The sequence below is a fragment of the Tenacibaculum profundicola genome (genome assembly GCF_057220795.1).
In genome coordinates this window covers 3,728,899-3,755,019 of record NZ_CM170137.1, presented here as the reverse complement: position 1 = coordinate 3,755,019, position 26,121 = coordinate 3,728,899, and the positions used below count along the sequence as shown (strand labels likewise).

The 26,121-nt window shown below is 32.6% G+C and carries 20 protein-coding genes; 14 read left to right on the top strand and 6 right to left on the bottom strand.

Annotated elements, in window-relative coordinates:
* Positions 1 to 142: 142 nt before the first annotated feature.
* Complete coding sequence (locus tag AC2TDS_RS15385; RefSeq protein WP_484736467.1) at positions 143 to 1,102, bottom strand: SMP-30/gluconolactonase/LRE family protein; 960 nt, start codon at positions 1,100 to 1,102, stop codon at positions 143 to 145.
* A 183-nt stretch (positions 1,103 to 1,285) separates the two neighbouring features.
* The gene (locus AC2TDS_RS15380; RefSeq protein ID WP_484736466.1) at positions 1,286 to 3,505 is read right to left on the bottom strand and encodes a beta-glucosidase; all 2,220 of its coding nucleotides are present in this window, start codon (positions 3,503 to 3,505) and stop codon (positions 1,286 to 1,288) included.
* A 472-nt stretch (positions 3,506 to 3,977) separates the two neighbouring features.
* On the opposite strand from AC2TDS_RS15380, the gene AC2TDS_RS15375 reads away from it, so the two are divergent.
* The 5 genes from AC2TDS_RS15375 to AC2TDS_RS15355 all read left to right on the top strand — a co-directional run bounded on the left by AC2TDS_RS15375 (position 3,978) and on the right by AC2TDS_RS15355 (position 10,406).
* Positions 3,978 to 6,035 (top strand): thioredoxin domain-containing protein, encoded by a 2,058-nt coding sequence (locus AC2TDS_RS15375; protein WP_484736465.1) that lies wholly within the window; start codon positions 3,978 to 3,980, stop codon positions 6,033 to 6,035.
* A 450-nt stretch (positions 6,036 to 6,485) separates the two neighbouring features.
* On the top strand, positions 6,486 to 7,310 hold the full coding sequence (locus AC2TDS_RS15370) for a prephenate dehydratase (protein ID WP_484736464.1): 825 nt from the start codon (positions 6,486 to 6,488) through the stop codon (positions 7,308 to 7,310).
* Positions 7,307 to 8,449, top strand: a complete 1,143-nt coding sequence (locus AC2TDS_RS15365) for a pyridoxal phosphate-dependent aminotransferase (protein ID WP_484736463.1) — start codon at positions 7,307 to 7,309, stop codon at positions 8,447 to 8,449. The genes AC2TDS_RS15370 and AC2TDS_RS15365 overlap by 4 nt, the downstream gene beginning before the upstream one ends.
* Entirely contained in the window at positions 8,450 to 9,310 is an 861-nt protein-coding gene (locus AC2TDS_RS15360; protein WP_484736462.1) for a prephenate dehydrogenase, read from the top strand. It begins immediately after the preceding gene.
* Positions 9,311 to 9,323: 13 nt separating this feature from the next.
* Positions 9,324 to 10,406, top strand: coding sequence for a chorismate mutase (locus AC2TDS_RS15355; RefSeq protein WP_484736461.1), 1,083 nt, complete (start codon positions 9,324 to 9,326; stop codon positions 10,404 to 10,406).
* A 136-nt stretch (positions 10,407 to 10,542) separates the two neighbouring features.
* On the opposite strand, the gene AC2TDS_RS15350 is transcribed toward AC2TDS_RS15355, so the two are convergent.
* Positions 10,543 to 10,998 carry a hypothetical protein gene (locus tag AC2TDS_RS15350; protein WP_484736460.1) on the bottom strand — a complete coding sequence of 152 codons (456 nt, stop codon included), beginning with the start codon at positions 10,996 to 10,998 and terminating at the stop codon, positions 10,543 to 10,545.
* Between the two features lie 425 nt (positions 10,999 to 11,423).
* Between AC2TDS_RS15350 and rsgA the strand changes: the two genes are divergently transcribed.
* The 5 genes from rsgA (at position 11,424) to AC2TDS_RS15325 (ending at position 14,939) form a co-directional block, all read left to right on the top strand.
* The gene (rsgA, locus tag AC2TDS_RS15345; protein WP_484736459.1) at positions 11,424 to 12,365 is read left to right on the top strand and encodes a ribosome small subunit-dependent GTPase A; all 942 of its coding nucleotides are present in this window, start codon (positions 11,424 to 11,426) and stop codon (positions 12,363 to 12,365) included.
* Positions 12,366 to 12,391: 26 nt separating this feature from the next.
* Positions 12,392 to 12,844 (top strand): D-aminoacyl-tRNA deacylase, encoded by a 453-nt coding sequence (dtd, locus tag AC2TDS_RS15340; RefSeq protein ID WP_484736458.1) that lies wholly within the window; start codon positions 12,392 to 12,394, stop codon positions 12,842 to 12,844.
* An 18-nt stretch (positions 12,845 to 12,862) separates the two neighbouring features.
* Positions 12,863 to 13,507 carry a TatD family hydrolase gene (locus AC2TDS_RS15335; RefSeq protein ID WP_484736457.1) on the top strand — a complete coding sequence of 215 codons (645 nt, stop codon included), beginning with the start codon at positions 12,863 to 12,865 and terminating at the stop codon, positions 13,505 to 13,507.
* Positions 13,504 to 14,220: a tRNA threonylcarbamoyladenosine dehydratase gene (locus AC2TDS_RS15330; RefSeq protein ID WP_484736456.1), complete on the top strand. Its 717-nt coding sequence runs from the start codon at positions 13,504 to 13,506 to the stop codon at positions 14,218 to 14,220. The genes AC2TDS_RS15335 and AC2TDS_RS15330 overlap by 4 nt, the downstream gene beginning before the upstream one ends.
* A gap of 77 nt (positions 14,221 to 14,297) precedes the next feature.
* Entirely contained in the window at positions 14,298 to 14,939 is a 642-nt protein-coding gene (locus AC2TDS_RS15325; protein WP_484736455.1) for a YceI family protein, read from the top strand.
* A 51-nt stretch (positions 14,940 to 14,990) separates the two neighbouring features.
* Here the strand turns inward: AC2TDS_RS15325 and lipB are convergent, their stop codons facing one another.
* Positions 14,991 to 15,692, bottom strand: a complete 702-nt coding sequence (lipB, locus tag AC2TDS_RS15320; RefSeq protein WP_484736454.1) for a lipoyl(octanoyl) transferase LipB — start codon at positions 15,690 to 15,692, stop codon at positions 14,991 to 14,993.
* A 78-nt stretch (positions 15,693 to 15,770) separates the two neighbouring features.
* Between lipB and AC2TDS_RS15315 the strand changes: the two genes are divergently transcribed.
* The gene (locus AC2TDS_RS15315) at positions 15,771 to 18,737 is read left to right on the top strand and encodes a reprolysin-like metallopeptidase (protein WP_484736453.1); all 2,967 of its coding nucleotides are present in this window, start codon (positions 15,771 to 15,773) and stop codon (positions 18,735 to 18,737) included.
* A 63-nt stretch (positions 18,738 to 18,800) separates the two neighbouring features.
* On the opposite strand, the gene AC2TDS_RS15310 is transcribed toward AC2TDS_RS15315, so the two are convergent.
* Positions 18,801 to 21,551 (bottom strand): carboxypeptidase-like regulatory domain-containing protein, encoded by a 2,751-nt coding sequence (locus AC2TDS_RS15310; protein WP_484736452.1) that lies wholly within the window; start codon positions 21,549 to 21,551, stop codon positions 18,801 to 18,803.
* Positions 21,552 to 21,919: 368 nt separating this feature from the next.
* Complete coding sequence (locus tag AC2TDS_RS15305; RefSeq protein ID WP_484736451.1) at positions 21,920 to 22,738, bottom strand: GLPGLI family protein; 819 nt, start codon at positions 22,736 to 22,738, stop codon at positions 21,920 to 21,922.
* 415 nt (positions 22,739 to 23,153) lie between these two features.
* On the opposite strand from AC2TDS_RS15305, the gene AC2TDS_RS15300 reads away from it, so the two are divergent.
* The 3 genes from AC2TDS_RS15300 to AC2TDS_RS15290 are packed head-to-tail and all read left to right on the top strand — an operon-like array spanning position 23,154 to position 26,075.
* Positions 23,154 to 24,758: a sensor histidine kinase gene (locus tag AC2TDS_RS15300; RefSeq protein WP_484736450.1), complete on the top strand. Its 1,605-nt coding sequence runs from the start codon at positions 23,154 to 23,156 to the stop codon at positions 24,756 to 24,758.
* Positions 24,727 to 25,407, top strand: a complete 681-nt coding sequence (locus tag AC2TDS_RS15295) for a response regulator transcription factor (protein ID WP_484736449.1) — start codon at positions 24,727 to 24,729, stop codon at positions 25,405 to 25,407. The genes AC2TDS_RS15300 and AC2TDS_RS15295 overlap by 32 nt, the downstream gene beginning before the upstream one ends.
* A gap of 53 nt (positions 25,408 to 25,460) precedes the next feature.
* Positions 25,461 to 26,075: a deoxynucleoside kinase gene (locus AC2TDS_RS15290; protein WP_484736448.1), complete on the top strand. Its 615-nt coding sequence runs from the start codon at positions 25,461 to 25,463 to the stop codon at positions 26,073 to 26,075.
* Positions 26,076 to 26,121: the final 46 nt, after the last annotated feature.

Sequence of the window (26,121 nt, the reverse complement as noted above, 5' to 3'; positions counted from 1 at the left end):
ATTACGGTATAAGAATCACAAAATATAAGTTCTATTTTACACCATAAAATCACTAAAAATATTACTATACAAAGCACCCCCTTTTCCGAACAAAAAAGTCTAAAAAGGGGGTGTAAAATACTCTTTGTAAAATTGGGTAAAATTACTCTTTCAATTTAAAGAAACTCGTATTTACTCCTTTTACACCTGGAGTAACTTTAAAAACAGACCCTGCTAAAGGGTATTTTTCCAGTTCTTTTTGAGTCATATCAATTCTTGCTGTGGTGATATAAAGAGTGTCTAAATTTTCACCCCCAAACGCACATGAAGTGACATTATGAGCAGGAACTGGTAGTTTTGTGATTATCTTCCCTGTTTTAGGGTTGAATCGTATAACAGCATTTCCATTCCACATACCTACCCAAACCATATCTTCACTATCAATTGCCATACCGTCAGGAAATCCAAGCTCTTTCGGAATCTGAACAGCAACAGTAGGGTTAGAAATAGCTCCAGTCATATTATCATAATCATATCTTAAAATACGTAAGGTTGGCGTATCTATATAATACATTGTTTTTTTATCAGATGTCCAAACAATTCCATTAGAAATAGTGACACCCTCAACTTTTTTGGTTAAATTTTCTTGATCGCTTAAGCAATATAAATTGGCCTTACCCTTTAATTGCTGCAAGTGCATAGACCCTACCCAAAAACGACCGGCAGGATCACATTTACCATCGTTTAACCTACTATCAACAAGGATATCTTTCATACCATAAAATAAAGAGCTATCCTCCGTATTAATATTTAGCCTATACACGCCATCTTCAAGAGCAACTAACACTTCAAAATTATTAATAGGTACAACGGTACCTATTCTAGACGTGGTACTAATTGTTTTATTTTGTTTGGTTCTTGGATTGTATACATGGAGTTCCTTCTTTTCAATGTCTATCCAGTATAACAAACCCAGCTTGTGATTCCATATTGCGCCTTCTCCAAGCATAGCATTAGCCTTATAGGCTAATGACACTTTTGAAATAGAATTCTTCTCAGGATGGAAACCACATTTTCCAAATAAAACAATAAGAAGCAAAAGACCTACGATTTTTTTAAACATATGTAAAAGTAAAACAAACAGTAAAGTAACTTTACTGTTTATTTATAAATTATTGATTTATAAAATTTTGATATTAATTTATCAATTATAATTATGTAGCATGAATGCCGATCTATAGGTAAAATAGAAGTATGAACCCAAGAAAATGATTGAATAATTTCACCTACGGATCGGTATTAGCACTTATTCTATTTCAATTTTTAATTCTTTTGAAATGTTGTTTGATGCATTTCCAACATAAATTATATAGGTTCCTTTTTCTACTGTCCAATCAGAAATCTCTTCATTATAGTACGCTAATCTTGAAACATCAATAGCTATGTTCGTTGTTTTTTTGTCTCCTTTATTAAGATGAATTTTAGAAAACCCTTTAAGTTCTTTTGTGGCTCTTTTTACTTTTGAATCCTCTTTGCCAATATACACCTGAACCACTTCCGCTCCTTCACGACTTCCTGTATTTACTACTTCACAGCTAACCTCTATTTTATCTTTTAAAGTGTATGTTTCTTTATTTGTTTCTATACCCGACAATTCAAAATTTGTATATGAAATCCCATAACCAAAAGCATATTGAGGCTGAATATTTTTAGTGTCATGCCAACGATAACCAACTAAAATGTCTTCTTTATACTCTTGTGAAAAATTTACCCCAGGATACGAAGTTTTCCCAAAAGAAATAGCTCCATTATCTTCTAGCTTCTTTGGAAAGGAGAAAGGCAATTTTCCGGAAGGATTAACATCTCCGCTAACGATATCAGCAATAGCAGCTCCTGCCATGCTACCCAAATACCAAGTTTGCAACAAACCTTTTACTTGTGGTAGCCAATTCATTTCAACCGCATTACCCGTAAGCAACAACATACCTAGGTTTGAATTTACTTTTTTAAGATCGTTAATAAGACGCTCTTGATGGTATGGCAGTTCATACGATTGTCTATCATCTCCTTCACAATCCTGTAAATGACTCTTATTTAAACCTCCAACATATAAAACTATATCTGCTCTTTTAGCTGTCTGAATTGCCGCGACTCTTAAAGAATCTTGATTCAATTTTGCAGGCATGATGACATCATATACAGAGGGTCCTGTTTCATATCCCATAGAATAAATAATAGTTGCATTTTTATATCTTTTTTTGATTCCTTCTAACGGCGAAATTTCAAATTTGGGTTTCAATTCTGATGATCCTCCTCCAGCAGTCATTGAACGTTTTGCATTTTCACCAATCACAGCAATCGTTATGCCTTTTTTATCTTTAATAGGGAAAAAATTATTCTCATTCTTAAGCAATACAATTCCTTCAGTAGCCACTTTTCTTGCTACGTTATGATGCGCTTTGGTATTTATATTACCTAAAGGTCTATTTTTTTTCATGTTTGTTCTAAACATTAATCGCAAAATTCTTCGCACTTTATCATCAAGTAAACCTTCACTAAGTTCCCCTTTCTTTATAGCTTCTAAAAACGGATTTGCTAAAAAATACTTATCATAATGATTCGACGTTGTCGTTCCAAGACCATCCGTACCAGTACCCATTTCTATATCTAATCCATATAAAGCCGCTTCTTTGGTACTATGAGCAGAACTCCAGTCACTAATAACAACACCGTCATAATTCCAATCTTGCTTTAGTATTTTTGTTGTTAGTAATTCATGATGGGTAGTGTATTGTCCACGAAATTTATTATAAGCTCCCATCATAGACCAAACACCTGCCTCTTCAACAGAAGCTTTAAAAGCTGGTAAATAAATCTCATGTAAAGCTCTATCACTAACTTCAACATTAATTTCACTTCTCCACTTTTCTTGATTATTTAAGGCATAATGCTTTACACAGGCTGCAACTCCATTTTCCTGAACTCCTTTTATATAAGGCACCACCATGGTAGACGCTAAAAACGGGTCTTCTCCTAGGTACTCAAAATTCCTTCCATTTAGTGGCATTCTATAGATATTTACACCGGGTCCTAATAGTACATCTTTCTTTCTATAGCGCGCTTCTTCACCAATGCTAAAACCCAATTCTCCTGCCAAGTTTGGACTAAAAGATGCCGCTAAACAAGTTAGCGCAGGAAAAGCGGTAATAGAATCATTTGTCCAGCCTGCATAATCCCACGAATCCCAACTAATCTCTGCTCTCACTCCATGAGGCCCATCAGCCATCCATATTTCTGGAATCCCCAATCTGCCAACACCTTTTGTGCTAAATTTAGACTGCGCATGTGTCATTGCAACTTTCTCTTCAAGTGTTAACATCCCTAATATGCTATCTATTTTATGCTCCATTTCAGATGAAGATAACGGATTTTCGTTTTGATGTTTTTTAGGTGAACATGAGCCAAACACGAACAATGTTAGGATAAATGCAAAAATTAATATACTATTGGTAAAACTTGTTTTCATGTATTACGTTTATTATAGATTTAATTGTTATAATTTTAGTTGAACATAAAAGTACTTTTTGGGGAGCTATCTTAATAAAACGATTGTGTCGAAGGCTAAAACAATTGTTGCAATACATACGAAAAGCCCAGAAACACTGTAAAAAAGTATCCTACGGCAGCATCTTTCAAGACAAAAACCATAACAATAAGTAACTAATACCAGTTATTGTTTGAATTTACTATAAAAGAAAATGAGTATTTTTTTCTTTATAAAAGATAGAAAAATCAATAATAACAGTAGCTATGATTTCTTTTTAAATTAAAATAGAAAGGGAAAAAGGACGTTTTATTACGGTAAATTCTAATGGTAAATGGTATAATGATCTTTCACTAATAATTGCTACTTTTACAAACATCATATACTTTAATTAAAGCCTAATACGTTGAATTCATTTTTCAAAATAATAGTTTTCATTTTTTTTCTTTCTTTTTTGTTTAGCTGTAGCGTAACAAATTCAAAAAAATCCAACGACTTAATCAAGGAAACAAGTCCGTATTTATTACAACATGCATACAACCCAGTGAACTGGAGAGCTTGGAATGATAACACCCTAGAGTTGGCAAAAAAACAAAACAAACTAATGATTATCTCCATCGGATATTCTGCCTGTCATTGGTGTCATGTCATGGAAGAAGAGAGTTTTGAAAATGATTCCATAGCGCAAATCATGAATGATCATTTTATCAATATTAAAGTCGATCGAGAAGAACGCCCTGATGTTGACAAGACCTATATGACTGCAGTTCAATTAATGACTGGACGCGGAGGATGGCCATTGAACTGCATTACACTTCCAGATGGTAGACCCATTTTTGGAGGCACTTATTTTCCTAAAAAACAATGGAAAAAAATCCTGTTAGATATCGTAAAACTCTATAAAGATGATCCAGAAAAAGTTATTGGTTTTGCCGAACGACTCACGAAAGGAATGAAAGATACCGATTTGATTACGGTAAACAGAGAAACTACTAATTTTAAGGAAAACATGGTAAAAGCAGCTGTAGACTCGTTAAAAATGCAACTAGACTTTAAAAATGGTGGTTTTTTACGAACACAAAAATTCCCACTTCCCAATGTATTAGATCTTTTACTACGCTATGACTATCAATTTAAAAATGACACTATCAATACCTATGTGAACACTACGCTTACTAAAATGGCTTATGGAGGTATTTACGATCATATCGGTGGTGGCTTTTCACGATATTCCGTTGATCCACAATGGCACGTTCCTCATTTCGAAAAAATGTTGTACGACAATGGTCAACTCGTTAGTTTATATTCCAAAGCCTATCAAAAAGAGAAAAACGAGCTTTATAAAAAAGTGGTGGTTGAAACCTTAAACTTTATAAGTCAAGAAATGACTACAGAAAACGGTGCTTTCTACTCTTCGTTAGACGCCGATAGTAAAAACATTCATGGCGAGATGGAAGAAGGTGCTTTTTACGGCTGGCAACAAAAAGAATTAAAAACCTTGTTAGGAAAAGATTTTAATCTTTTCCAAAAATATTACAACATTAACGAGAAGGGATTATGGGAAAACAACACCTATGTTCTAATTCGAAACGAATCAGATACCCAATTTGCTAAAAAACATGGATTGACCATCGAAACATTAACGTCCAAAGTTGCTGATTGGAAATCGATACTACATAAAGCTAGATCACAACGAGTTCCACCTAATACAGATGATAAAATACTTACTTCTTGGAATGCATTAATGTTACAAGGTTATGCAGACGCCTACCGTGCTTTTGGAGATGAGGCTTACCTAAAAATCGCCATCAAAAATGCAAGGTTTTTACTCAAACATCAAGTACAAAAAGACGGGCGTTTGTTCCGAAATCACAAGAATGGAAAGAGCTCCATTAATGGTTATGCCCAAGATTACGCCACCGTAATAGAAGCCTTTATCTCTTTGTATGAAGTAAGTCTTGATGAAAAATGGTTACTCAAAGCCAAGGAGATTTTAGACTATGCCCTAGATCATTTCTTTGACAAACAAACAGGGATGTTCTTTTTTACTTCCGACGAAGACACTAGTTTAATTTCTAGAAAGAGGGAAGTAACTGATGGCGTGATATCTTCATCAAACTCTATCTTGGCAAAAAGCCTTTTTAAACTAGGGCACTATTTTTCAGACTCTACCATGAACCAACTAGCAGAGCAAATGCTGAAAAACATGCAGCATAATATGTCGAAAACACCCTCCAGTTTTTCCAATTGGTTTCATCTACTAACAAACTATACCAGACCCTATTATGAAGTGGCAATTGCTGGAGAAAATGCCAACGCTGTAAACAAAGAGCTTTTACAACAATATATTCCGAACATCATCATTGCTGGAACAACACAAAACACGAGTCAACTACCTTTATTGGCAAATAAGTTCGTTGAGAAAGTAACCTTTGTTTATGTTTGCACCAATGGTACCTGTAAAATGCCACAAACAGAAATAACCAAGGCTCTTAAATTGATTGAGAAGTAATTTTTATTGGAGAGGCAATATGGATTGTTTCAAAAAAAATAATATTACACATACGTTATTTTACAAGTTGTCGATAGCTTTTTATCACTGCTATCATAATTGCATACAATTCAGTTATAATTTTGATATTGTTTAATTAATGATTATACAACCCTATTTAAAATCAACACTTTAACATAAACTCAACATCTTCAAGAGCTCAAAAAAAACATCGGGTTTTAAAGATTTATTTTTTTTTCACAAAAGTTTGGTTATATCAAATTAATTTCTAAGATTTGTCAGGAATAAACAAAACAAGATAACGGATGTTACAAAACGTATGGCAAGGTTTCTATTTTTACTTTTACTTTTTTAGTAAGAGAAGAGACTTTATACCATATTGTTAACTAACGTAAAAAATAATATAAATGTAAAGTCTCGATAACATCGAGGCTTTTTTTTTACACTAAAATGAAGAAAATAGCCATCCAAGGAATTCAAGGAAGTAATCATCATATTGTTGCACAAAATTATTATGGTAAAAACATTACCATTAATGAGTGTTTATCTTTTGACATTTTAACCGATAGTTTATTAGCTAATAAATCTGATGAAGCTATCATGGCAATAGAAAACACTATTGCTGGGTCGATTATTCCTAATTACGCACTAATAGACAAGAACAACCTACATATAGCTGGAGAGTACTATTTGCCTATTCACCATCATTTAATGGCTTTGCCCAATCAAAGTATTGAAGATATCACAGAAGTTTGTTCGCACCCTATGGCACTATTGCAATGTAAAGATTTTTTAAAAAAGCATCCGTTCATTAAAGTAGTGGAAGACGTTGATACTTCAGCCGTTGCAAAAACAATTTCGGAACAAAAGATAAAAGGTGTGGCTGCTATAGCTCCTAAAATAGCCGCTGAAATTTTTGGTTTAGAAGTACTTGAAGATGAAATTCAAACGATAAAAAATAACGAAACTCGTTTTGTAATTCTTCAAACCGAAAAACCTGAAAATGGTATCGACAATATAAACAAAGCTTCGTTGCGATTTGAACTAGATCATAAAAGAGGTAGTTTAGCAACAATGCTCAATGTAATGAGCGACTGCAAGCTGAATCTTACTAAAATTCAATCATTACCTATCGTCGAAACTCCATGGAAGTATGCTTTTTTTGTCGATGTCACTTTCGATGCTTACAAAGACTATAAAAAAGTGAAATCTATTATAGAAATTATGGCCAATGACTTTAAAATACTTGGTGAATATAAAAACGGAAGATCATGATAACGTTTGCAAATCGTTTACAAACCATACAAGAATACTACTTCTCTAAAAAATTAAAGGAAGTACGGCAATTAGCTGCTTCAGGAAAGCCCATTATTAACATGGGTATCGGAAGTCCAGATTTGCCCCCGCCTAAATCAGTTATAGAAGCCATTCAAAATAGCTTAACAGATGTAGGCGCTCATAGATATCAAAGTTATCAAGGGTTACCTGAGTTCAGAAATGCCATAGCTAATTTTTACAACGAGAAATACAACGTCGTTATAGATCCTGATAACGAAATTCTCCCTTTAATGGGAAGTAAAGAAGGGATTATGCATATTTCTTTGGCTTTTTTAAATGAAGGTGATGAAGTTTTAATTCCAAATCCTGGATATCCAACCTATAGTTCGGTTACTAATTTAATAGGAGCTCAATCTGTTTTCTACAATCTCGATGCTAGTCACAATTGGCAACCAAATTTTGACGAGCTAGAAAAGCTCGACTTAACCAAAGTAAAGTTAATGTGGGTAAATTATCCGCATATGCCAACAGGAACAAGAGCTTTGAACGAAACATATGAACGATTGATTCAATTTGGAAAAAAACACCACATCGTTATCGTAAATGATAATCCGTATAGTTTTATATTGAATGATCAACCGAAAAGTATTTTGCAAATTGACGGAGCAAAAGAAGTAGCTCTAGAACTCAATTCTCTAAGCAAATCTTTCAACATGGCAGGATGGCGTGTTGGTAAATTAATAGGAAATCAATATTTTATAAAGGAGGTTTTAAAAGTAAAAACACAGATGGATTCAGGAATGTTTTATGCGATTCAAAAAGGAGCCATTAAAGCACTAGAAATGGGTAATGACTGGTTTGCTGAACAAAACAAAATATACCAATCTAGACAAAAATTACTATTTAAGTTAGCTGATATTTTAGATTGCTCATACAGCAAAGATGCCACTGGTATGTTTATTTGGGCAAAATTAGCAAAGGGGCTAGCGTCGGAAAAAGTAGTTGACGACTTGTTATACAACAAACACATATTTGTAGCACCAGGAACTATTTTTGGCAGTCAGGGTGAAGGTTATATCAGGTTTTCGTTATGTGTTCCAGAAGACAAAATTAAAGAAGCAATAACACGATTTTAAATGAATGTATTTGTAATAGGTTTAGGATTGATAGGCGGAAGTTTAGCGCTCGATATCCAACGAGAATTTGACAATAGTACCCTATACGGTATCGATTCGAATGAAGATCACTTGAAAGAAGGTCTATCGATGGGGATAATTCAACACAGCGCTACTTTTAACGATTTAATACATGCTGATGTAGTTATCATCTCAGTTCCGGTAGATACTTCTTTAAAACTAACCATCAAGGTATTAGATATCATTTCTGAAAACACCTTAGTATTTGATGTAGGATCGACAAAAGAAGATATTTGTAAAGCCATCGAAAGCCACCCCAACAGAAGAAATTTTTTAGCAACACATCCGATTGCTGGAACCGAATTTTCAGGACCAAAAGCAGCACTCGCAAATTTATACAGAGGCAAAACAAATATACTCTGTGAAGTAGAAAAAACGGCCTTTAAACTTCAAGAAAAAGCTTTAGAAATTTTTTCAAAAATTGGAATGCGCATTCGCTATATGGATCCTAAATCTCACGACAAACATATTGCATATGTTTCACATTTATCTCATATCAGTTCTTTTATGCTAGGAAAAACAGTTATTGAAAAAGAAAAAAATGAACGCGATATTTTTGATATGGCCGGCAGTGGCTTTGCTTCCACTGTTCGTTTAGCAAAGAGTTCACCAGCCATGTGGACTCCAATTTTCAAACAAAACAAAGAAAATGTAGTGGAAATTTTAGAAGAATACATTACTAATTTACAACGATTCAGAGAACTAATGCTTGACAATAATTTCGAGGAAATTTATCAAGAAATGGAAAACACAAACTATATAAAACAAATTTTAAACGGCATTCTTGTAGAAGAGGCCTAATTTCAGAAACAACATGGAGAATTCTAAAGAACTCAGAACGTGGTTAAATGATATGAACTTATCACACCCACTAGTAATCGCAGGGCCTTGCAGCGCAGAAACTGAAGATCAGGTTTTAAAAATAGCGCATGAATTAAAAGATTCGGATGTGAATTATTACCGTGCAGGCATATGGAAACCAAGAACTAGACCTGGTAATTTCGAAGGCGTTGGTGCACTAGGATTAAAATGGTTGCAAAAAGTCAAGGAAGAAACAGGTTTAAAAACCTGTACGGAAGTAGCCAATGCTACTCATGTAAAATTAGCAATAGAACATGATGTTGATCTGTTATGGATCGGAGCACGCTCAACCGTTAGTCCATTTATTATGCAAGAAATTGCAGATGCATTAGAAGGTACAGACAAAATTGTATTAGTTAAAAATCCTGTAAACCCAGATTTAGCTTTATGGCTAGGAGGTATTGAAAGATTATATTCAAAAGGCATCAAAAAACTGGGCGCAATTCATAGAGGTTTTTCTACCTATGAAAAATCAAAGTACAGAAACATTCCTGAATGGCAATTGGCTATTGAATTTCAAAACAAGTTTCCAGACCTACCATTAATCTGTGATCCCTCTCATATTACTGGTAAAAGAGATATGGTATTTGATGTTTCTCAAACTGCTTTAGATTTAAATTATGACGGACTTATGATTGAAACACATATAGACCCAGACAATGCATGGAGTGACGCTGCTCAGCAAGTAACTCCAAATGCGTTAAAACAAATGATGACTGACCTTAAAGTAAGAAAAGAGACAACATCGGATCAGAAATATAGAGAATCTCTTGATAACTTGAGAGCTCAGATTAACATTACCGATAACCTACTGATTGAAACATTAGGGAAAAGAATGAAAATAGCCGATAAAATTGGTGTGCTTAAAAAAGATAAAAATGTTGCTGTACTTCAATCTAAACGATGGAATGAAATTTTAGGAAATATGATTTTGGAAGGTGAACGAAAAGGCCTGAGTGAAGAATTTGTTCTAAAGATGTTTAAAGCTATTCACCAAGAAAGTATAAATCATCAAGAGAAAATTATCAATAATTAAAGTACCACCCATAGTTGTAAATTCGATTTACAAAACACTTTTGACCAAGAAAAAACCTCATTTTATAGTTATAAAATGAGGTTTTTTCTGGCTTAAAATAGGTGCAAAATTTCGTTTTTTACTTCCTGTTTTTAATTTATTGTTTTGCTCTTCTAAAAATAAATCGAGTAACAAAAATTCCATTCTTATCGCCTTTACCACCATAACTTTCAGTTCCACTATTAACAAAAGCTAAATCCCATCCTTCTTCAACCATAGTATTGATTTTCGAAGTAATAATGGCATCATTTGCAACAATGTTCTGAAACCTAATACCTCCTATATTAAAAAAGTTTAACAATTTTGTTTCATCAAAATTTTTAACTCTAATCTCTGATCTACTAGATTTATTTCTTTTATCTTTTTCTTCAGATCGAGTTGAGGTATAATCCTTGTAGTTTCTTGATTCATTCGTTGACATTAACCTTGATCTACCAAGTCCGTTAGGTACAATTGACTCTACGCTTGTTATAATCTTATACTCATACTTTTGAGCTTTTAAAGAAAACACCACAAATAAAACGAAAACTAAGGCTACTAGATTTTTTTTCATAATATAATTTTTTTAATATGAGAAGCGAATGTATAAAAATAATTTAAGTATAATTATTTTTTAACATTTTATGTTGTTATCACAGTAAACATAGCGTCATTCACTATCAAGTCAATAAATCTAGTGAAACCCTTGATCAATAACAATAATAGACAGGATCCCTTCATTATTCATATGATGTATCACTAAAAACAGCATTATACGATACAGTTGTAAAATGATTTATAACTTGAAATTTTAACCATTGAGAACCAATGATGTATTCTATGTCATTTTAGCACTCAACAATTCCATTCTATCAACAATAAACCATACTTATTGTTTTCATTTACAATACCACAAAAAAGGCTATCTCATCAATACAATTAGGGATTTACGTGAAAAATATGATCTTAACATTCAAATTTTATTCTCATCTTTGTTATATGATTGGAACGGTATATAAATCAACAGGAAGCTGGTATTGGGTAAAATCAGAAAACAATTTCTACAAGTGTAGAATCAAAGGAAAATTCAGAATGCAAGGTATTAAAAGTACCAACCCTATTACTGTAGGAGATATTGTTGAATTTGAAATAGAAACAAAAACTGATGATGAAACAGGAGTGATTACAGAAATTCAAGAACGTAAAAACTTTATCGTACGTAAGTCGGTTAACCTTTCAAAACAGACTCATATTATTGCTGCCAATATAGATCAAGTTTTTCTGCTAATTACCATTAATAACCCTCCTACGTTTACCACTTTTATAGATCGTTTTTTGGTAACCGCAAAAGCTTATTCTGTTGATGTTGTATTAGTTTTTAATAAAATTGACTCTTACGAAATTGATCAAAAGGCTGAAATTTTATACCTTAAAGACATTTACGAAGCAATAGGTTATTCATGCATAGAAGTATCTGCTATTGAAAACAAAAATATTAACATTATCAAAGAATTAATGGTTAATAAAGTAAGTATGTTTGCTGGTCATTCAGGAGTAGGAAAAACAACTTTAGTGAATGCGATTGAACCACACTTAAACTTAAAAACAAAAGAAATTTCTGAGCAACATAAACAAGGCCAACATACCACAACTTTTGCAGAAATGTTTGATCTTAGTTTTAATGCAAAAATCATCGACACTCCAGGAATCAAAGGTTTTGGTGTTGTTGATATGGACAAAGACGAGCTAGGAGATTATTTTCCTGAGTTTTTTGCCCTTAAACAACACTGTAAATTTAACAACTGTATCCATATAAATGAACCCAACTGCGCTGTAAAAGAAGCTCTAGAAAATGATGAGGTTTCTTGGTCACGATATAAAAGTTATCTGCAGATTTTAGAAGGAGAAGAAGAAAATTACAGAACGGATATTTGGAAGTAATTAATCTAAACATTCACTATTAAACTATGAAAGCTGTAATACAAAGAGTCAGTGAAGCTAGCGTAACAATTAATCATCAAAAAGTAGCACACATAAAAAAGGGGTTACTTATTTTACTGGGTATTGTCGATGAAGATACCACTGAAGATATTAGTTGGCTATCTAAGAAAATCACAAATCTTAGAATATTTAACGATGAAAACGGAATAATGAACAAATCTGTTCTTGATATTCAAGGAGAGATAATAGTAGTTAGTCAGTTTACATTACATGCGTCAACCAAAAAAGGGAATCGCCCTAGTTATATAAAAGCTGCTAAACCAGAAATAGCTATTCCTATCTACGAGCAATTCATACAGCAAATCGAAACTGATTTGAATACAAAAATACAAACTGGTGAGTTTGGTGCCGACATGAAGATAGCACTGCTAAATGATGGCCCTGTAACTATCATCATTGATTCTAAAAACAAAGAGTAAAAACGCATATGTTATACCATGATGTTTACTGATGCTCATACCCATTACAAGCAAGAACGTCCGAATATTATTGCTATAACCAATACATTTCCTGATTCAGAAGAAATCAATACCCCGTTCTCCATTGGAATCCATCCTTGGTATATTTTAGAAGAAAAAATAACTGTAGCCATTGAAAAATTAGAACAAAAATTAAATTTAAAAAATTGTGTTGCGGTTGGAGAATGTGGTTTAGATAAACTTTCAAACGTCAATTATAACGTACAAATTGACGTATTTAAAAAACAGATACAGCTATCAGAAAACTATAAGAAACCCTTAATTATACATTGTGTAAAAGGCTTTAATGACCTTATTAATTTAAAGAAAGAATTAAATCCAACACAATCATGGGTATTGCATGGTTTTACTAAAAACCTTCAGATTGCAAAAGATTTAATCAAGCATAATATTACACTATCTATAGGAGCTAATATACTAACAAACGATAAACTTCAAAATCTTATTAAAGAAATACCCTTAGAGAATTTTTTATTGGAAACTGATAATTCTAATGAAGGTATTAAAGACATTTACAATAAATTTGCTACAATTAAACAAACAGACATTACATTAATCCAAGAAAAAATAAATCAAAACTTTAATAGAATATTTACGTTATGAGTTGGTTAGAACGCACCGAACTACTAGTGCAAAAAGAAGGTATTGAAAAAATTAAAAACGCAAACATTTTAATTGTTGGTTTAGGAGGTGTTGGTTCCTATGCTGCAGAATTTATTGCCAGAGCAGGCATACAAAAGATGACCATCGTTGATGGAGACGCTTTTGATATAACCAATAAAAATCGTCAATTACCTGCACTAGACAGTACTATAGGTAAATCAAAAGCTCAGGTGATGGCAGATAGAATACGGGATATTAATTCAGAAATAGAGCTCACCGTCTTTGAAGAGTTCCTTTCCCCTGAACGCGCTTTTGAAATCATAAACCCTAAATTTGATTATATATTAGATTGTATTGATAGTATTACACCTAAACTAAATTTAATCGTAGCGGCTAGACGAAAAAAAGTTAAAATAGTAAGCTCAATGGGCGCTGGAGGAAAACTCGATGCCTCAAAGGTGAAAGTAAAAGATATCAGTAAAACCAAAAACTGTAAAATGGCTAGAACCCTTCGCAAGCGTCTGAAAGAATTAAAAGTTGATAAAGGTGTTCGAGCAGTATATTCTGAAGAAATTCAAAGATCTAATAGTTTAAAACTAACAGATGGAACCAACTATAAAAAATCATATTACGGAACCATTAGTTATATGCCAGCTGCTTTTGGATTGCAAGCAGCTTCCTATGTTATCAATCAGTTATTAAAAAGAAAATAATTTCCAAGGAAACTATTTTTTATTTACATTTGTTGAAACTAGAAATACGTATTCAATTATTAAAAATCATACATATTATGAAAAAATCAATTATAGCAATTGCCTTTATAGCATTAACTGCTGTTTCTTGTAAAAATGATAAAAACAAGGTTGCAGTAAAAGAGGAAGTTAAAGACGTAAAAAAGGTAGAGAATGTAATTAATTCTTATAAAGCAAACGTAGCTGAATCTTCACTTACTTGGAAAGGTTCAAAACCAACTGGATCACATAACGGAATTATGACCCTAGAAAATGGTGCACTAGAAATAGAAAATGGAATCATTACAGCTGGTGAATTTACCGTAAACATGAATTCTATCGTTTGTACTGACTTAGAAGGTAAAGGCAAAGATAATTTAGAGAAACACTTAAAATCTGCTGACTTTTTTGATGTTGAAAAATTTCCAACCACCAAGTTTATGGTTGCGAGTTCTGAAATTAAGGAAGGAAAGCTATACGTTACAGGGAACTTAACTATTAGAGATATCACTAAAAGTGTTACCATTCCAGCAACCGTTACTGAAGATAATGAAGCTGTTACTTTCAAAAGTGATAACTTTAGTATTGATCGTACCGAATTCGGTGTTGAATACAAATCAAAGAAAATTTTTGAGAATTTAAAAGATAAATTTATCAATGATTTAGTTGAATTGTCTTTTGAAGTAAAAGCAAAGAGATAATAACCAGTATAGCTAATCACATAAAAAGAGGTTGATTGTCAACCTCTTTTTTTATACAATAAATTCTTTTACTTCGAATAAGATTTTAAAATGCTTTAAAATTTTCTCTTTTACTTCTTCTTCAGAAATCTTTTTACCTAATTCAACTTCCATCGAGGTAACTGCTTTTCCTCTAATTCCACAAGGAATAATATGATCAAAATAACCAAGATCAGCGTTTACATTTAAAGCAAATCCATGCATGGTAACCCATCTACTCGCTCTTATGCCCATAGCGCAAATTTTTCTAGCAAACGGAGTTCCTGCATCTAACCAAACTCCTGTTTCACCTTCACTCCTTCCTGCCTTTATGCCATAATCACTTAAGGTTAAAATAATGGTTTCTTCTAACAATCTCAAATATTTATGAATATCCGTGAAGAAATTCTCTAAGTCTAAAATTGGGTATCCTACTATTTGCCCAGGCCCGTGATACGTTATATCACCACCTCTATTAATTTTATAAAAAGAAGCTCCTTTTTCTTTTAATTGTTCCTCATTAATTAGAAGATTACTTAGATCACCCGATTTCCCCAAGGTATATACATGTGGGTGTTCGACAAATAAAAAATAATTAGGAGTCTGTTTATCAACACCTTCCAGCCTATTCGCTCTTTTTAATTTCACGATTTTTTCCAACAATTCAGTTTGCAAGTCCCATGTCTCTTTGAAATCTTTTTGAGACAAATTTTTAAGTTTTATATTTTTATTCATACTTTTATACCCTAGAATCCCCAACTTCTATTGAGAATTCAGTTTTTAAAATACTATTAACTATTATACATTTTACAAATGAAGAAAACAACCCTTCTCCTATTTTTGGTATTTACCACCTTGGTTAATGCACAAAATTACTGGAAAAAATTAGAATCAGCCAACCAAAAAATTAAAACTGTAACTTATCAAAGAAATAACGTTCCTGCTAAGTATGAACTTTTTTCTTTAGACATCCAAAGTTTCTCGTCTCATCTAATTTCTCAATCAAAAACAGCTTCGAGCATTATTGAACTTCCAACTATCGATGGTAAATTGGCCAAATTTAACGTACAGGAAACCTCTGTATTTGAAGAACAATTAGCTCAAAAATTTCAGAGTATCAAATCTTTCTCTGCACAAGGCATAGAAGACCCTTCTGCCGTAGCTAAAATAAGTATTGGTGGTGATGGAGTTCATGTTATGATAACCTCTGGACACCATAAAACATTATATCTAGATCCATATACGAAAGATAATAAAACGTATATGTTGTACAAAAAATCTGATTTATCTAAAAAGGAAAATGATTTTGAATGCAAAGTAGATGAGCTAAAAAACAATCTTTCTTTTTCAAATAAAGTATCGGCAAGAAATGCTAATGATGGAAAATTAAGAACTTTTAGAATTGCTATTGCTTGTACTGGTGAGTATTCTCAGTTTCAGATTCAAAATCAAGGTGTGGCTTCTACAGCTACTGATGAAACCAAAAAAGCAGCAATTTTGTCGGCAATGAACACTACTATGACTCGAGTAAATGGTGTTTATGAAAGAGATCTAGCGGCAACCATGGTTATTGTAAATGACAATGATCAAATTATTTTCTTAGACCCTACCACTGATAACCTTTCAAATAGTAATGCAGGTTCTTTGATTAACGAAAGTCAAACTGTTTGTGATAACATCATTAGAACAGAGAACTATGATATTGGACATACCTTCAGTACTGGTGGAGGTGGTTTAGCTGGATTAGGCGTTGTTTGCGTTAATGGTTCAAAAGCAAGAGGAATTACAGGTAGATCACAACCTATTGGAGATGCTTATGATATCGATTACGTTGCTCATGAAATCGGTCATCAATTTGGAGCAACACATACATTTAATAATTCTTGTAGTGGTAATAGAACCAACAGTACTGCAGTAGAACCAGGAAGTGGATCTACAATTATGGCATACGCTGGTATTTGCTCACCAAACGTTCAAAGTAACAGTGATGATCATTTTCACGCTGTGAGTATAGCGCAAATGTGGGACAAAATACAATCAACCGCGAACTGTGCGGCTGAAACCAATACAAATAATAACGCACCTACTGCCAATGCTGGTGACCAGGTGAGTATTCCTAAATCTACGCCTTTTGTTCTGCGAGGAGAAGCTACTGATGCAGATGGTACGTCATCATTAACCTATAACTGGGAGCAAATAGATAACGAAATAGCAGCTAATCCACCGGTTAGTACGAACACAGGAGGTCCTTTATTTAGATCTTTAGCTTCTAAAACTTCTCCTAATAGATATTTTCCTGATTTTAATACTATTCTTGCAGGTAATACCTCAACTACTTGGGAAGTTTTACCATCAGTTGCCAGAGAGATGAACTTTTCATTTACGGTTAGAGATAATCATGCTGGAGGTGGCTCTAGCGCGCGAGACGATATAAAAGTAACCGTTACTGACAGCCCTGCTTTTACTGTTAATAATCAAGCTACTTGGGCTCAGGACACAACTAGAGACATTACATGGAATGTAGCACAAACCAATGTAGCTCCGATCAATTGTCAAAAAGTTACTATTACATTATCTACTGACGGTGGTGCTACTTTTGCATATACTTTAGCTACCGATACGGATAATGATGGATCAGAATCTATCACCCTACCAGCCAGTATTGCAGATACGGAGAATGCGATACTAATGATTGAAGCTACCGATAATATTTTTTATAATATAACTGAAAAATTCACCATTAGCTCTTCTCCTGATTTTGCCATCGTAAATGAAACTGGTGATGCTTCTGTGTGTAGTTCTAAAGCTGATGAGTATTCTTTTGATCTTAAGTATATAACTTCTAATGGATTTTCTGAAAATGTAACATTTTCTGTTAGTGGTGTTCCAAGTGGAGCTTCTAGTTCATTTGATCCAAGCACAATCAGTTCAGACGGAAATACTACCTTAAAAATAAGCAACTTAAACACAGTTGCTATAGGAGAATATACATTAACAGTAACCGCTGAAAGCAACTCTCTTACTAAAACCCTAACTCTGAAGTTGAACATAACTACTCATTGTGAATCATCAGGAAACACCCAATATCAAACAAGTACTACCTTCGTTAGTTTTAATACTATAAACAAATCAACACCTAGTAAAATAGAAGGTTACAGCGATTATAGATCAATCTCAACCACGGTAGATAGAGGTGAAACGTACCCATTAACCGTTAATACCAACACTGATGGCAATTATATGACTAAAACCTTTGGATGGATAGACTGGAATCAAAATTGTCAGTTTGATAGTAACGAAAAATTTGATTTGGGTACCGTGAGTAACAATTCTAACGGACAAACGAGTCTTAGTCCATTAGATATCACTATCCCTTCAGATGCTGAATTAGGTTCTACAATTATGCGAATTTCAACAAAATATGCAGACGATGGTGATCCTTTAAATTGTGAAACTGATTTTGATGGAGAGGTTGAAGATTACACCATTGTTATAAACGACACAACTGCATCTACGGAAGATTTTACATTTGATAACTTTAACTTGCATCCTAATCCTTCAAACGGAACATTTAGACTGACTTTTGAAACAAAAAACACTAGCAATATTTCATTAATGTTATTTGATATCAGAGGTCGATTAATTGACTCTAAAAAGTTTTCTGGAGCCTCATCAATGTTTTCAGAAGACATAACCTTCGATCGTGTAAAAACGGGTCTGTATTTATTACAAATTAGAAATGGTGGCTTACAAACAACTAAGAAGTTAATGATCCATTAAAGAGTATACAATAATACTAGTAAAAAGGTGAGCAAATATGCTCACCTTTTTTTATTCAAATAATTATAAATTATACTTAATACTTAGTACTGCTATTCTTGGTTGAATTACATAAGTGCTAGTGCTCACATAAATATCGTTACTGCTATTTCGATTGAGTCCAGCTGAGTTTAATATATTGGTTACACGAAGTATATACTCCCATTGACTATCTTTTTTTTGATATGATAAATCCGCTCTTAAAAACCCATAACTATCAATTGTTTCTCCATCATTAACAACCTGATTATATGTATATTTAGACGTAAAACTAAATTGTTTTAAGAAAAAAATATCCAAATCTATATATGGGCTATGTGTAGTGAATGTGTTCTTTACTCCAGCAATATTAGAGGCGTTTATATTTACGTTATACCCCACATCAAAATTTGGTGCATCTCTGAAGTTAGAACTGAATTTAGATCGATAGTTTTGAGAAAAGCTCTTAGCTAAACGATTTGTAACCTCATTGGCAAGCCCATCCAAGATTAAAGTATTAGATTTGGTATAAGTTACCTCTCCTCCCAAGCTTACTTTAAACTTCCTATACTTCTTCTCAAAATTAAGCCTTGCAAATGCAGTCTCATCTGGGAATAATGAATTAATCGAACTTCTTAGCTGATTTATTCCTAAAAACTGAGTACTTGAATTAATATCTTTAATCGTTTTACTATAATTCAAAACACCAAAAACATTGGTATAGTCAAACATATTAAAACTATGGTAATTCAGATTAATATTGTGAGACAATGAATTTTCTAATTCTCTATTCCCTGAATACAAGCTATTGTAATTGTTAAATACATACCCCTTAGCTAACTGATTAACGTCTGTAAAATTAGTTTCCATACTATATCGAATATCCAATGCTTCTGACTCCTTTAACTTAACCTTTATGGAGACATCTGGTAAAAATTTTGTAAAACTATTTTTAATTTCGGATCCCAACTGAGTATTCTCAGCAATATACTTATGTAAGGTAAACCCCTGGTTGAATGTAAAAACACCGGTAATAAACTTGTAATGTATCCCTCCATATACGTCGCTAAATAAAAAACCAACATCATTAATTGTGCTGCTATCGGTTATCTGGTGTCTATCTCCATTTAGGATTTCAAAAATCCCCGAATTAAATTGTTGTGTGCTGAAAATCGTTCCGAAACTAACCTTTATATTACGTTTAGGATTTAGCAAATAATAGTAATCTAAATTTGCATTAAATTTATTCGTTTTAATTCTTTTATCCTGTTCTACGTTAAAAGGGCTAGCCGATGGATTTAACCCTATTACATTTGAAAAGGCCAATTTTTCTAATTCCGCATTGTAAAAAGGATCTTCATCTTGCCACAAGTGCCTTGCGTCAAGTGATATAATATTTTTATCATTTAACGTATGATAATAACTCAGATTTTGATTGATAGAATATGGACTCTGTTTTGATAATTGATTAATAGGCACAATTTCTTCATCCGCATTAAGATAAGTTCTTTTCGATATCGTAAAATCCCTTTGTTCTTGGCTTGAAACTTTGGCAAAAATATCATAATCTAATTGATGGTCACTATCTGGTTTGTAACGAGAACTCAACTTAAACAACCCTAAATCACTATATTGATTTGTGCTATTTTCCGTAGTTTCTGCATCAATTATCTCCAGAGAAGAAGGTGACAAATTATTTCTATCAACATCGAGGTTAGCGTATATTCTTTCAGTAAACTGTTCCATTTCTATATCATTTCCTGAATAAATGGCAAAACCACTAATATTCCAGGTTTTTTTTACAGAATAACTAAAATTTATCGCTCCGAATCTTGCCTCTATCTCTTTGGCTCTATTATTTCTTAGTGTTAAAAATGACATATCATTCGAACCAACATTAAAATTTGTACCATAATTACCTCCTGTACTTCTGAATCCTCCAGTAAATTTGAAATAATCTCTCCATGTAAAAGGCACACTTCCTATGTTATTGGCATCCGTAATAATGTTTATACTATATTTTGGACTGTAATAAAATAATTTTGGATGCACTATATAACGTTCTTGATTCGCAGCAACACCAGCGCCTGCCCCTACTTCACCAAACCAAAAACTCTTTTTCCCTTCTTTAAGCTTTAAATTAATCACGACATTATCTTCATTATCTGTAACTCCACTAAGCTGATCTACTTCACTATGATTCTTTAATACCTCAACCTTATCAATAGCATCCGCAGGTATGTTTTTTGTAGCTAATTTACTATCTCCATCAAAAAAATCTTTTCCTTCAACCATGACCTTTCTAACATCTTTTCCTTGAACTTTTATTTCGCCATCCTCATTCACTTCTATTCCCGGTAGTTTTTTAAGGATATCCCCCAGTTTTTTTTCTCTTCCGGTAGTAAAACTATCCGCATCATACACAATGGTATCTCCTTTTATTGAAACTGGCATTTTATAAGTTATATTAACCTCATCTAAGCTATCATCCGTTAACAATCGTATCTCTTTAACGACATCTCTATCTTTGGTTGTCAAGGCTATATCTGAGCTTTTCTTTCCGATATAACTAGCTTTAATACTATACACACTATTCTTTTTTAGATACAATTTATAATTCCCGTTACTATCGGTAAAACCATAAGAATCTAGTTTCTTTGTTTCTTTGTTAATAGCTATAATATTTGCCATTTCTAGTGGACTCCCAATACTATCTTTAACAACTCCTTTAAGTGTAATTTGGGCCATAGATGCCCAGGCAGTCAAAAAAATGACCACCATTAATATTTTTCTCATCTTAGTTTATTGTATTTGCGAACTTAAAAAGACGCTGTTTTTTAGCTCTTAACTCTTTGTTTAGTTATTTAAAATAACATCATCTGTCTGAAATGAAAAGCTAAGAATACTCAATCATTACCTTACACTCATTCTTGTGTTTTATACCGATTGAAATTTGAAGTTAGCTTTTGACTTTGCTTCACTTATTAAATAGTTTCAAATAATCACTGGTATGACACCAGTGAAATAATAGAAAAAATTCAGGGTTAAAGTTGTAACACCTATTGATAGCCATTTACTATAAACAATTATGATCGGTAAATTAACGTCAACCATGTTATAAACTGTACCATTTTAGAGGTAGTACACAATTCATGCTTCTAAAATCACTTAGAACGAAAATCATTCGAACCTTTTCTTTGATTCTTAAAGCGTTCGTTACTTTCCTTCACGTGCTCTTTCATAATATTTTGAAACTTTTCTTGTGTCACTTTTTTGCCCTTAGTCGGTTCTTTAATTTCAATCTTCTCTGATGGGTTTAACACTATTTCCGAGCAAACAACAGTATAATCGTCCTTTTGAATTTCAAGAATTAGCCCTGGTAATCCCCAGTAAAGATCTGGGCCAATACTTACAGGAATCTGTGGTGTATACCAAGCTACTATTTCCACCTCAACTGTTTCCGTTTTTGTTTCCAATTTACCATCTGTCATATTAGTGGTAGTTCGTGTTTCTTCTTTCGTTCTAGTTGCTTTATAACAGGTGTAATTACCTATTTTTTTTGTCTCTCCTGACATTTCCCAATCAAACTTCTCTAGTTCATCTTTAATTAAAAACCGTTTACCACTAATTTCAGTTTTTTTAACGAATCTCTCCTCTGCGATATTTTTGTATAAAATATCTGTTCCACTGCCACCCCCACCTATAAGCATTATTTGAACTCCTTCATTATTTTGTTCAGGACCTGATAATTCTTCATTTTGTGTATATACAGATTCCTTTTTAGTGAAATTTAACGTATATGTTTTTTGAAACTTCTTTTTCATCTGTGCATATACCGCATCTTTAATGGCTGAATTTTCAATTTGACTCAAAATCTTTTTGTCTACCTTCCTATGCGTTTTATAGGTTGCTTTTCCTTGAAATTCTTGAGCTTTTAAAAAAAAATTACTTAATAATAACGCGATAAATAATATTGTTTTCATTGTTTTATACATTTATGTTTTATATTTTTATTTTGAGCCAATTTGACATAACTATTTTAGTATGTAAATACTGTTTTCAATAGTCTTCTCTTTGTCTTAGTTTCTTTTGGTTGAAACGAAGAATTCTTATATCCCTATTCTATCTCAATAAATTTCCAACCTATCCAATCTGTGCATTATAGTCATCGATCTTTTAAAAAAATATTCGTTGTTTACTCGTGGTTAACCTACCACCTCTAACATGGTAGTTCTTGTATTCCTAGCTGCTTTATTATGACACATTAATAATAGATTATGATTGGTATTTATACTTTGATTTTACAAATATGATTGATTTGCACATTGAAATCAGTTAACTTGTGTTAACTTGTGTTAACGGAAAAGATTTGTTCTATTTACTCATTATCTTTGGAGTATGAACAATAAAAAACAGCGTTGGATACTCTATTTAATTACGATAACGATTGTAACTACAATTGCTGTCCAACTATACTGGAATTATCAAAATTACGAACGCAACAAACAATATGTAATTAATGAAATTCAAGAAAGTTTAGATAGTTCAATTGAAGAATACTTTTTCAAACTTACGAAAGAAAATGTATTTACTATTATTGACCCAAACAACCCTGACAAAAGTGGGCACAGGACAAAAGAGAAGATTTTGGACTCTATACTATATCCTTATCGAAAGGCGCAATCTAACAATAAAGATGGTTCTGCACCAGCAGCATTAAAAATGGCAATTAAGAGCATAACAAAAACAACAGATTCCATTTTTTCTGATTTTATTACTAAAAGCTATTCTCATTCTAAGGATAATAAAACATCAAAAACTCAAAATTTAACACAGGTTTCTATCAATAGAAATCATCACTATAAATCCAAAGACCACTCTAAAGATTGTACGACACCTAAATTTTCAGGTAAAAAAATAACCGATAGTTTAAATTTAGCCAAATCTTTACAAACTATTTTTGTTTCTATAATACAAGATACCATTAATCATCACGATGTTGATTCTATTATGGCTAATACCCTACATAACAAAGGTATTAATAGCTCATTTTATTTACGCCATACTAAAAATGATTCGTTAATATTCACTAATAAACAGAGTTCACAATCATCTTATCACCTTTCTGCACAGGCAAAATCAACTTATTTAGGCTTGGGTGAAAAACTAACACTCTTTTATAACAGCCCTACATACGAAGCTTTAAAAAGAAGTTTTACAGGAATTTTATTATCTTTTATCTTATCCATGGCGGTCATTGCTAGCCTTTTTCTTCTTTTAAGAATTATCAATAAACAAAAAGAATTGGCAGCAATAAAAAATGATTTGATCAGTAATATTACACACGAATTCAAAACTCCGATTACCACCGTTTCTGCTGCCATAGAAGCCATTCGTGATTTTAATATCATTGATGACAAGCAAAAAACGAAAAACTACCTTTCAATTTCATCTATCCAAATAAAAAAACTACATCTAATGGTTGAAAAGCTATTGGAAACAGCGACACTAGATAGCGAGAATTTATTATTAAAAAAAGAAGGTGTTAATATTATCGAATTAATTGCGAAAACAACCGACAAACATCAAGAAATAGCAAGTAAGAAAACTATTTCTTTTTCTTCGAGTATCCCTAAACACACCCTTGAACTTGATATTTTTCATTTTGAAAATGCTATTTCAAACCTTATAGACAACGCCATTAAATATGGTGGAGATCTTATTGAGGTTACTATCCACAATGTTTTAAATACTTTTGAAATTTCTGTAACTGACAACGGAAAAGGAATCGATAAAGACCAACAGGAACGCATTTTTGAGAAATTTTATAGAGTTCCGAAAGGAAACACTCATGATGTAAAAGGGTTTGGCATAGGGTTGTATTACACCAAAGAAATTATCGAAAAACACGGTGGAAACATGCTGTTAATTTCTAATGCAAAACACACCATATTTAAAATTAGTTTGCCTTATGACAACACCAATAAAACTTCTATTAGCTGAAGACGAACCTAGTTTAGGACAAATAATTAAAGAGAGCTTAGAAACCCGAAACTTCGAAGTTCATCATGTTCATAATGGGCAGGAAGCTCTTACTCTCTATTACGAGATACAACCCGATGTTTTAGTTTTAGATGTTATGATGCCCCTAAAAGATGGTTTTACAGTAGCGAAAGAAATACGACAGCAAAATAAACAAGTACCCATTATCTTTTTAACCGCAAAATCACAGACTAAAGATGTAATAGAAGGCTTTAATCACGGAGGTAATGATTACCTTAAAAAACCCTTTTCTATGGAAGAGCTAATCGTAAGGGTTAACGGTTTACTTGATAGAATCGTTTTAAAAATCGATCATGAAAACATCAATATCGGCAATTATAAATTCAACTATATTAAACAAACTCTAGATTTACAGAATACTTCAATCCAATTAACACATCGAGAGGCTGAATTACTCTTTCATTTATCTCAAAAAAGAAATGAAGTTCTTGATCGATCTTTTATCTTAAAAAAGCTTTGGGGCGGCGATGATTTTTTTAATGCAAGAAGTATGGATGTGTTTATTTCTAAACTCAGAAAAAAACTAGAGAAAGACACGGATATACAAATTATAAACATTAGAGGGTATGGTTATAAATTGATTTGTTAAATTGCTTTCAAAATCTTTTTTTTATGTAAGTTTACATATTGAAACTTTAAATTATGCATGTAGCTATTGCTGGCAACATTGGTGCTGGAAAAACAACTCTAACTAAATTATTAGCAAAACATTATAACTGGGATCCTCATTTTGAATCAGTAGACGAGAATCCGTATTTAGATGATTTTTATGCTGAAATGGAACGCTGGTCTTTCAATTTACAAGTATATTTCCTTAATAGTCGCTTTCGTCAGATTTTAGAATTACGTAAAACAGGAAAGAATATCATTCAAGATAGAACCATTTATGAAGATGCTCATATTTTTGCACCGAACCTTCATGCTATGGGATTAATGACTAATAGAGATTATAGCAATTACAGCTCTTTATTTGAGTTGATGGAAAATTTAGTAACACCTCCCGATTTACTCATTTATTTACGTGCAGATATTTCTACCCTAGTTGGACAAATTCATAAGAGAGGCCGAGAGTATGAAAACTCAATAAGTATAGACTATTTGAGTAGGTTAAATGAACGCTATGAAGCTTGGATAAGCACCTATAATAAAGGAAAACTTTTAGTGATTGATGTTGACAACCTAGACTTTGTTGAAAATCAGGAAGATTTAGGTTTTATTATTGACAAAATTGACGCACAAATAAACGGTTTATTTTAACTTATAACCGTAAAGCCTCACATTTTTAGTGTTTATTGCTCTTCTT

Bases quoted from the DNA above. Each gene is read 5' to 3' on its own strand.
- AC2TDS_RS15385 (WP_484736467.1), bottom strand. From the start codon at position 1,102: ATGTTTAAAAAAATCGTAGGTCTTTTGCTTCTTATTGTTTTATTTGGA.
- AC2TDS_RS15380 (WP_484736466.1), bottom strand. From the start codon at position 3,505: ATGAAAACAAGTTTTACCAATAGTATATTAATTTTTGCATTTATCCTA.
- AC2TDS_RS15370 (WP_484736464.1), top strand. From the start codon at position 6,486: ATGAAGAAAATAGCCATCCAAGGAATTCAAGGAAGTAATCATCATATT.
- AC2TDS_RS15365 (WP_484736463.1), top strand. From the start codon at position 7,307: ATGATAACGTTTGCAAATCGTTTACAAACCATACAAGAATACTACTTC.
- AC2TDS_RS15360 (WP_484736462.1), top strand. From the start codon at position 8,450: ATGAATGTATTTGTAATAGGTTTAGGATTGATAGGCGGAAGTTTAGCG.
- AC2TDS_RS15355 (WP_484736461.1), top strand. From the start codon at position 9,324: ATGGAGAATTCTAAAGAACTCAGAACGTGGTTAAATGATATGAACTTA.
- AC2TDS_RS15350 (WP_484736460.1), bottom strand. From the start codon at position 10,998: ATGAAAAAAAATCTAGTAGCCTTAGTTTTCGTTTTATTTGTGGTGTTT.
- rsgA (WP_484736459.1), top strand. From the start codon at position 11,424: ATGATTGGAACGGTATATAAATCAACAGGAAGCTGGTATTGGGTAAAA.
- dtd (WP_484736458.1), top strand. From the start codon at position 12,392: ATGAAAGCTGTAATACAAAGAGTCAGTGAAGCTAGCGTAACAATTAAT.
- AC2TDS_RS15335 (WP_484736457.1), top strand. From the start codon at position 12,863: ATGATGTTTACTGATGCTCATACCCATTACAAGCAAGAACGTCCGAAT.
- AC2TDS_RS15330 (WP_484736456.1), top strand. From the start codon at position 13,504: ATGAGTTGGTTAGAACGCACCGAACTACTAGTGCAAAAAGAAGGTATT.
- AC2TDS_RS15325 (WP_484736455.1), top strand. From the start codon at position 14,298: ATGAAAAAATCAATTATAGCAATTGCCTTTATAGCATTAACTGCTGTT.
- lipB (WP_484736454.1), bottom strand. From the start codon at position 15,692: ATGAATAAAAATATAAAACTTAAAAATTTGTCTCAAAAAGATTTCAAA.
- AC2TDS_RS15315 (WP_484736453.1), top strand. From the start codon at position 15,771: ATGAAGAAAACAACCCTTCTCCTATTTTTGGTATTTACCACCTTGGTT.
- AC2TDS_RS15310 (WP_484736452.1), bottom strand. From the start codon at position 21,551: ATGAGAAAAATATTAATGGTGGTCATTTTTTTGACTGCCTGGGCATCT.
- AC2TDS_RS15305 (WP_484736451.1), bottom strand. From the start codon at position 22,738: ATGAAAACAATATTATTTATCGCGTTATTATTAAGTAATTTTTTTTTA.
- AC2TDS_RS15300 (WP_484736450.1), top strand. From the start codon at position 23,154: ATGAACAATAAAAAACAGCGTTGGATACTCTATTTAATTACGATAACG.
- AC2TDS_RS15295 (WP_484736449.1), top strand. From the start codon at position 24,727: ATGACAACACCAATAAAACTTCTATTAGCTGAAGACGAACCTAGTTTA.
- AC2TDS_RS15290 (WP_484736448.1), top strand. From the start codon at position 25,461: ATGCATGTAGCTATTGCTGGCAACATTGGTGCTGGAAAAACAACTCTA.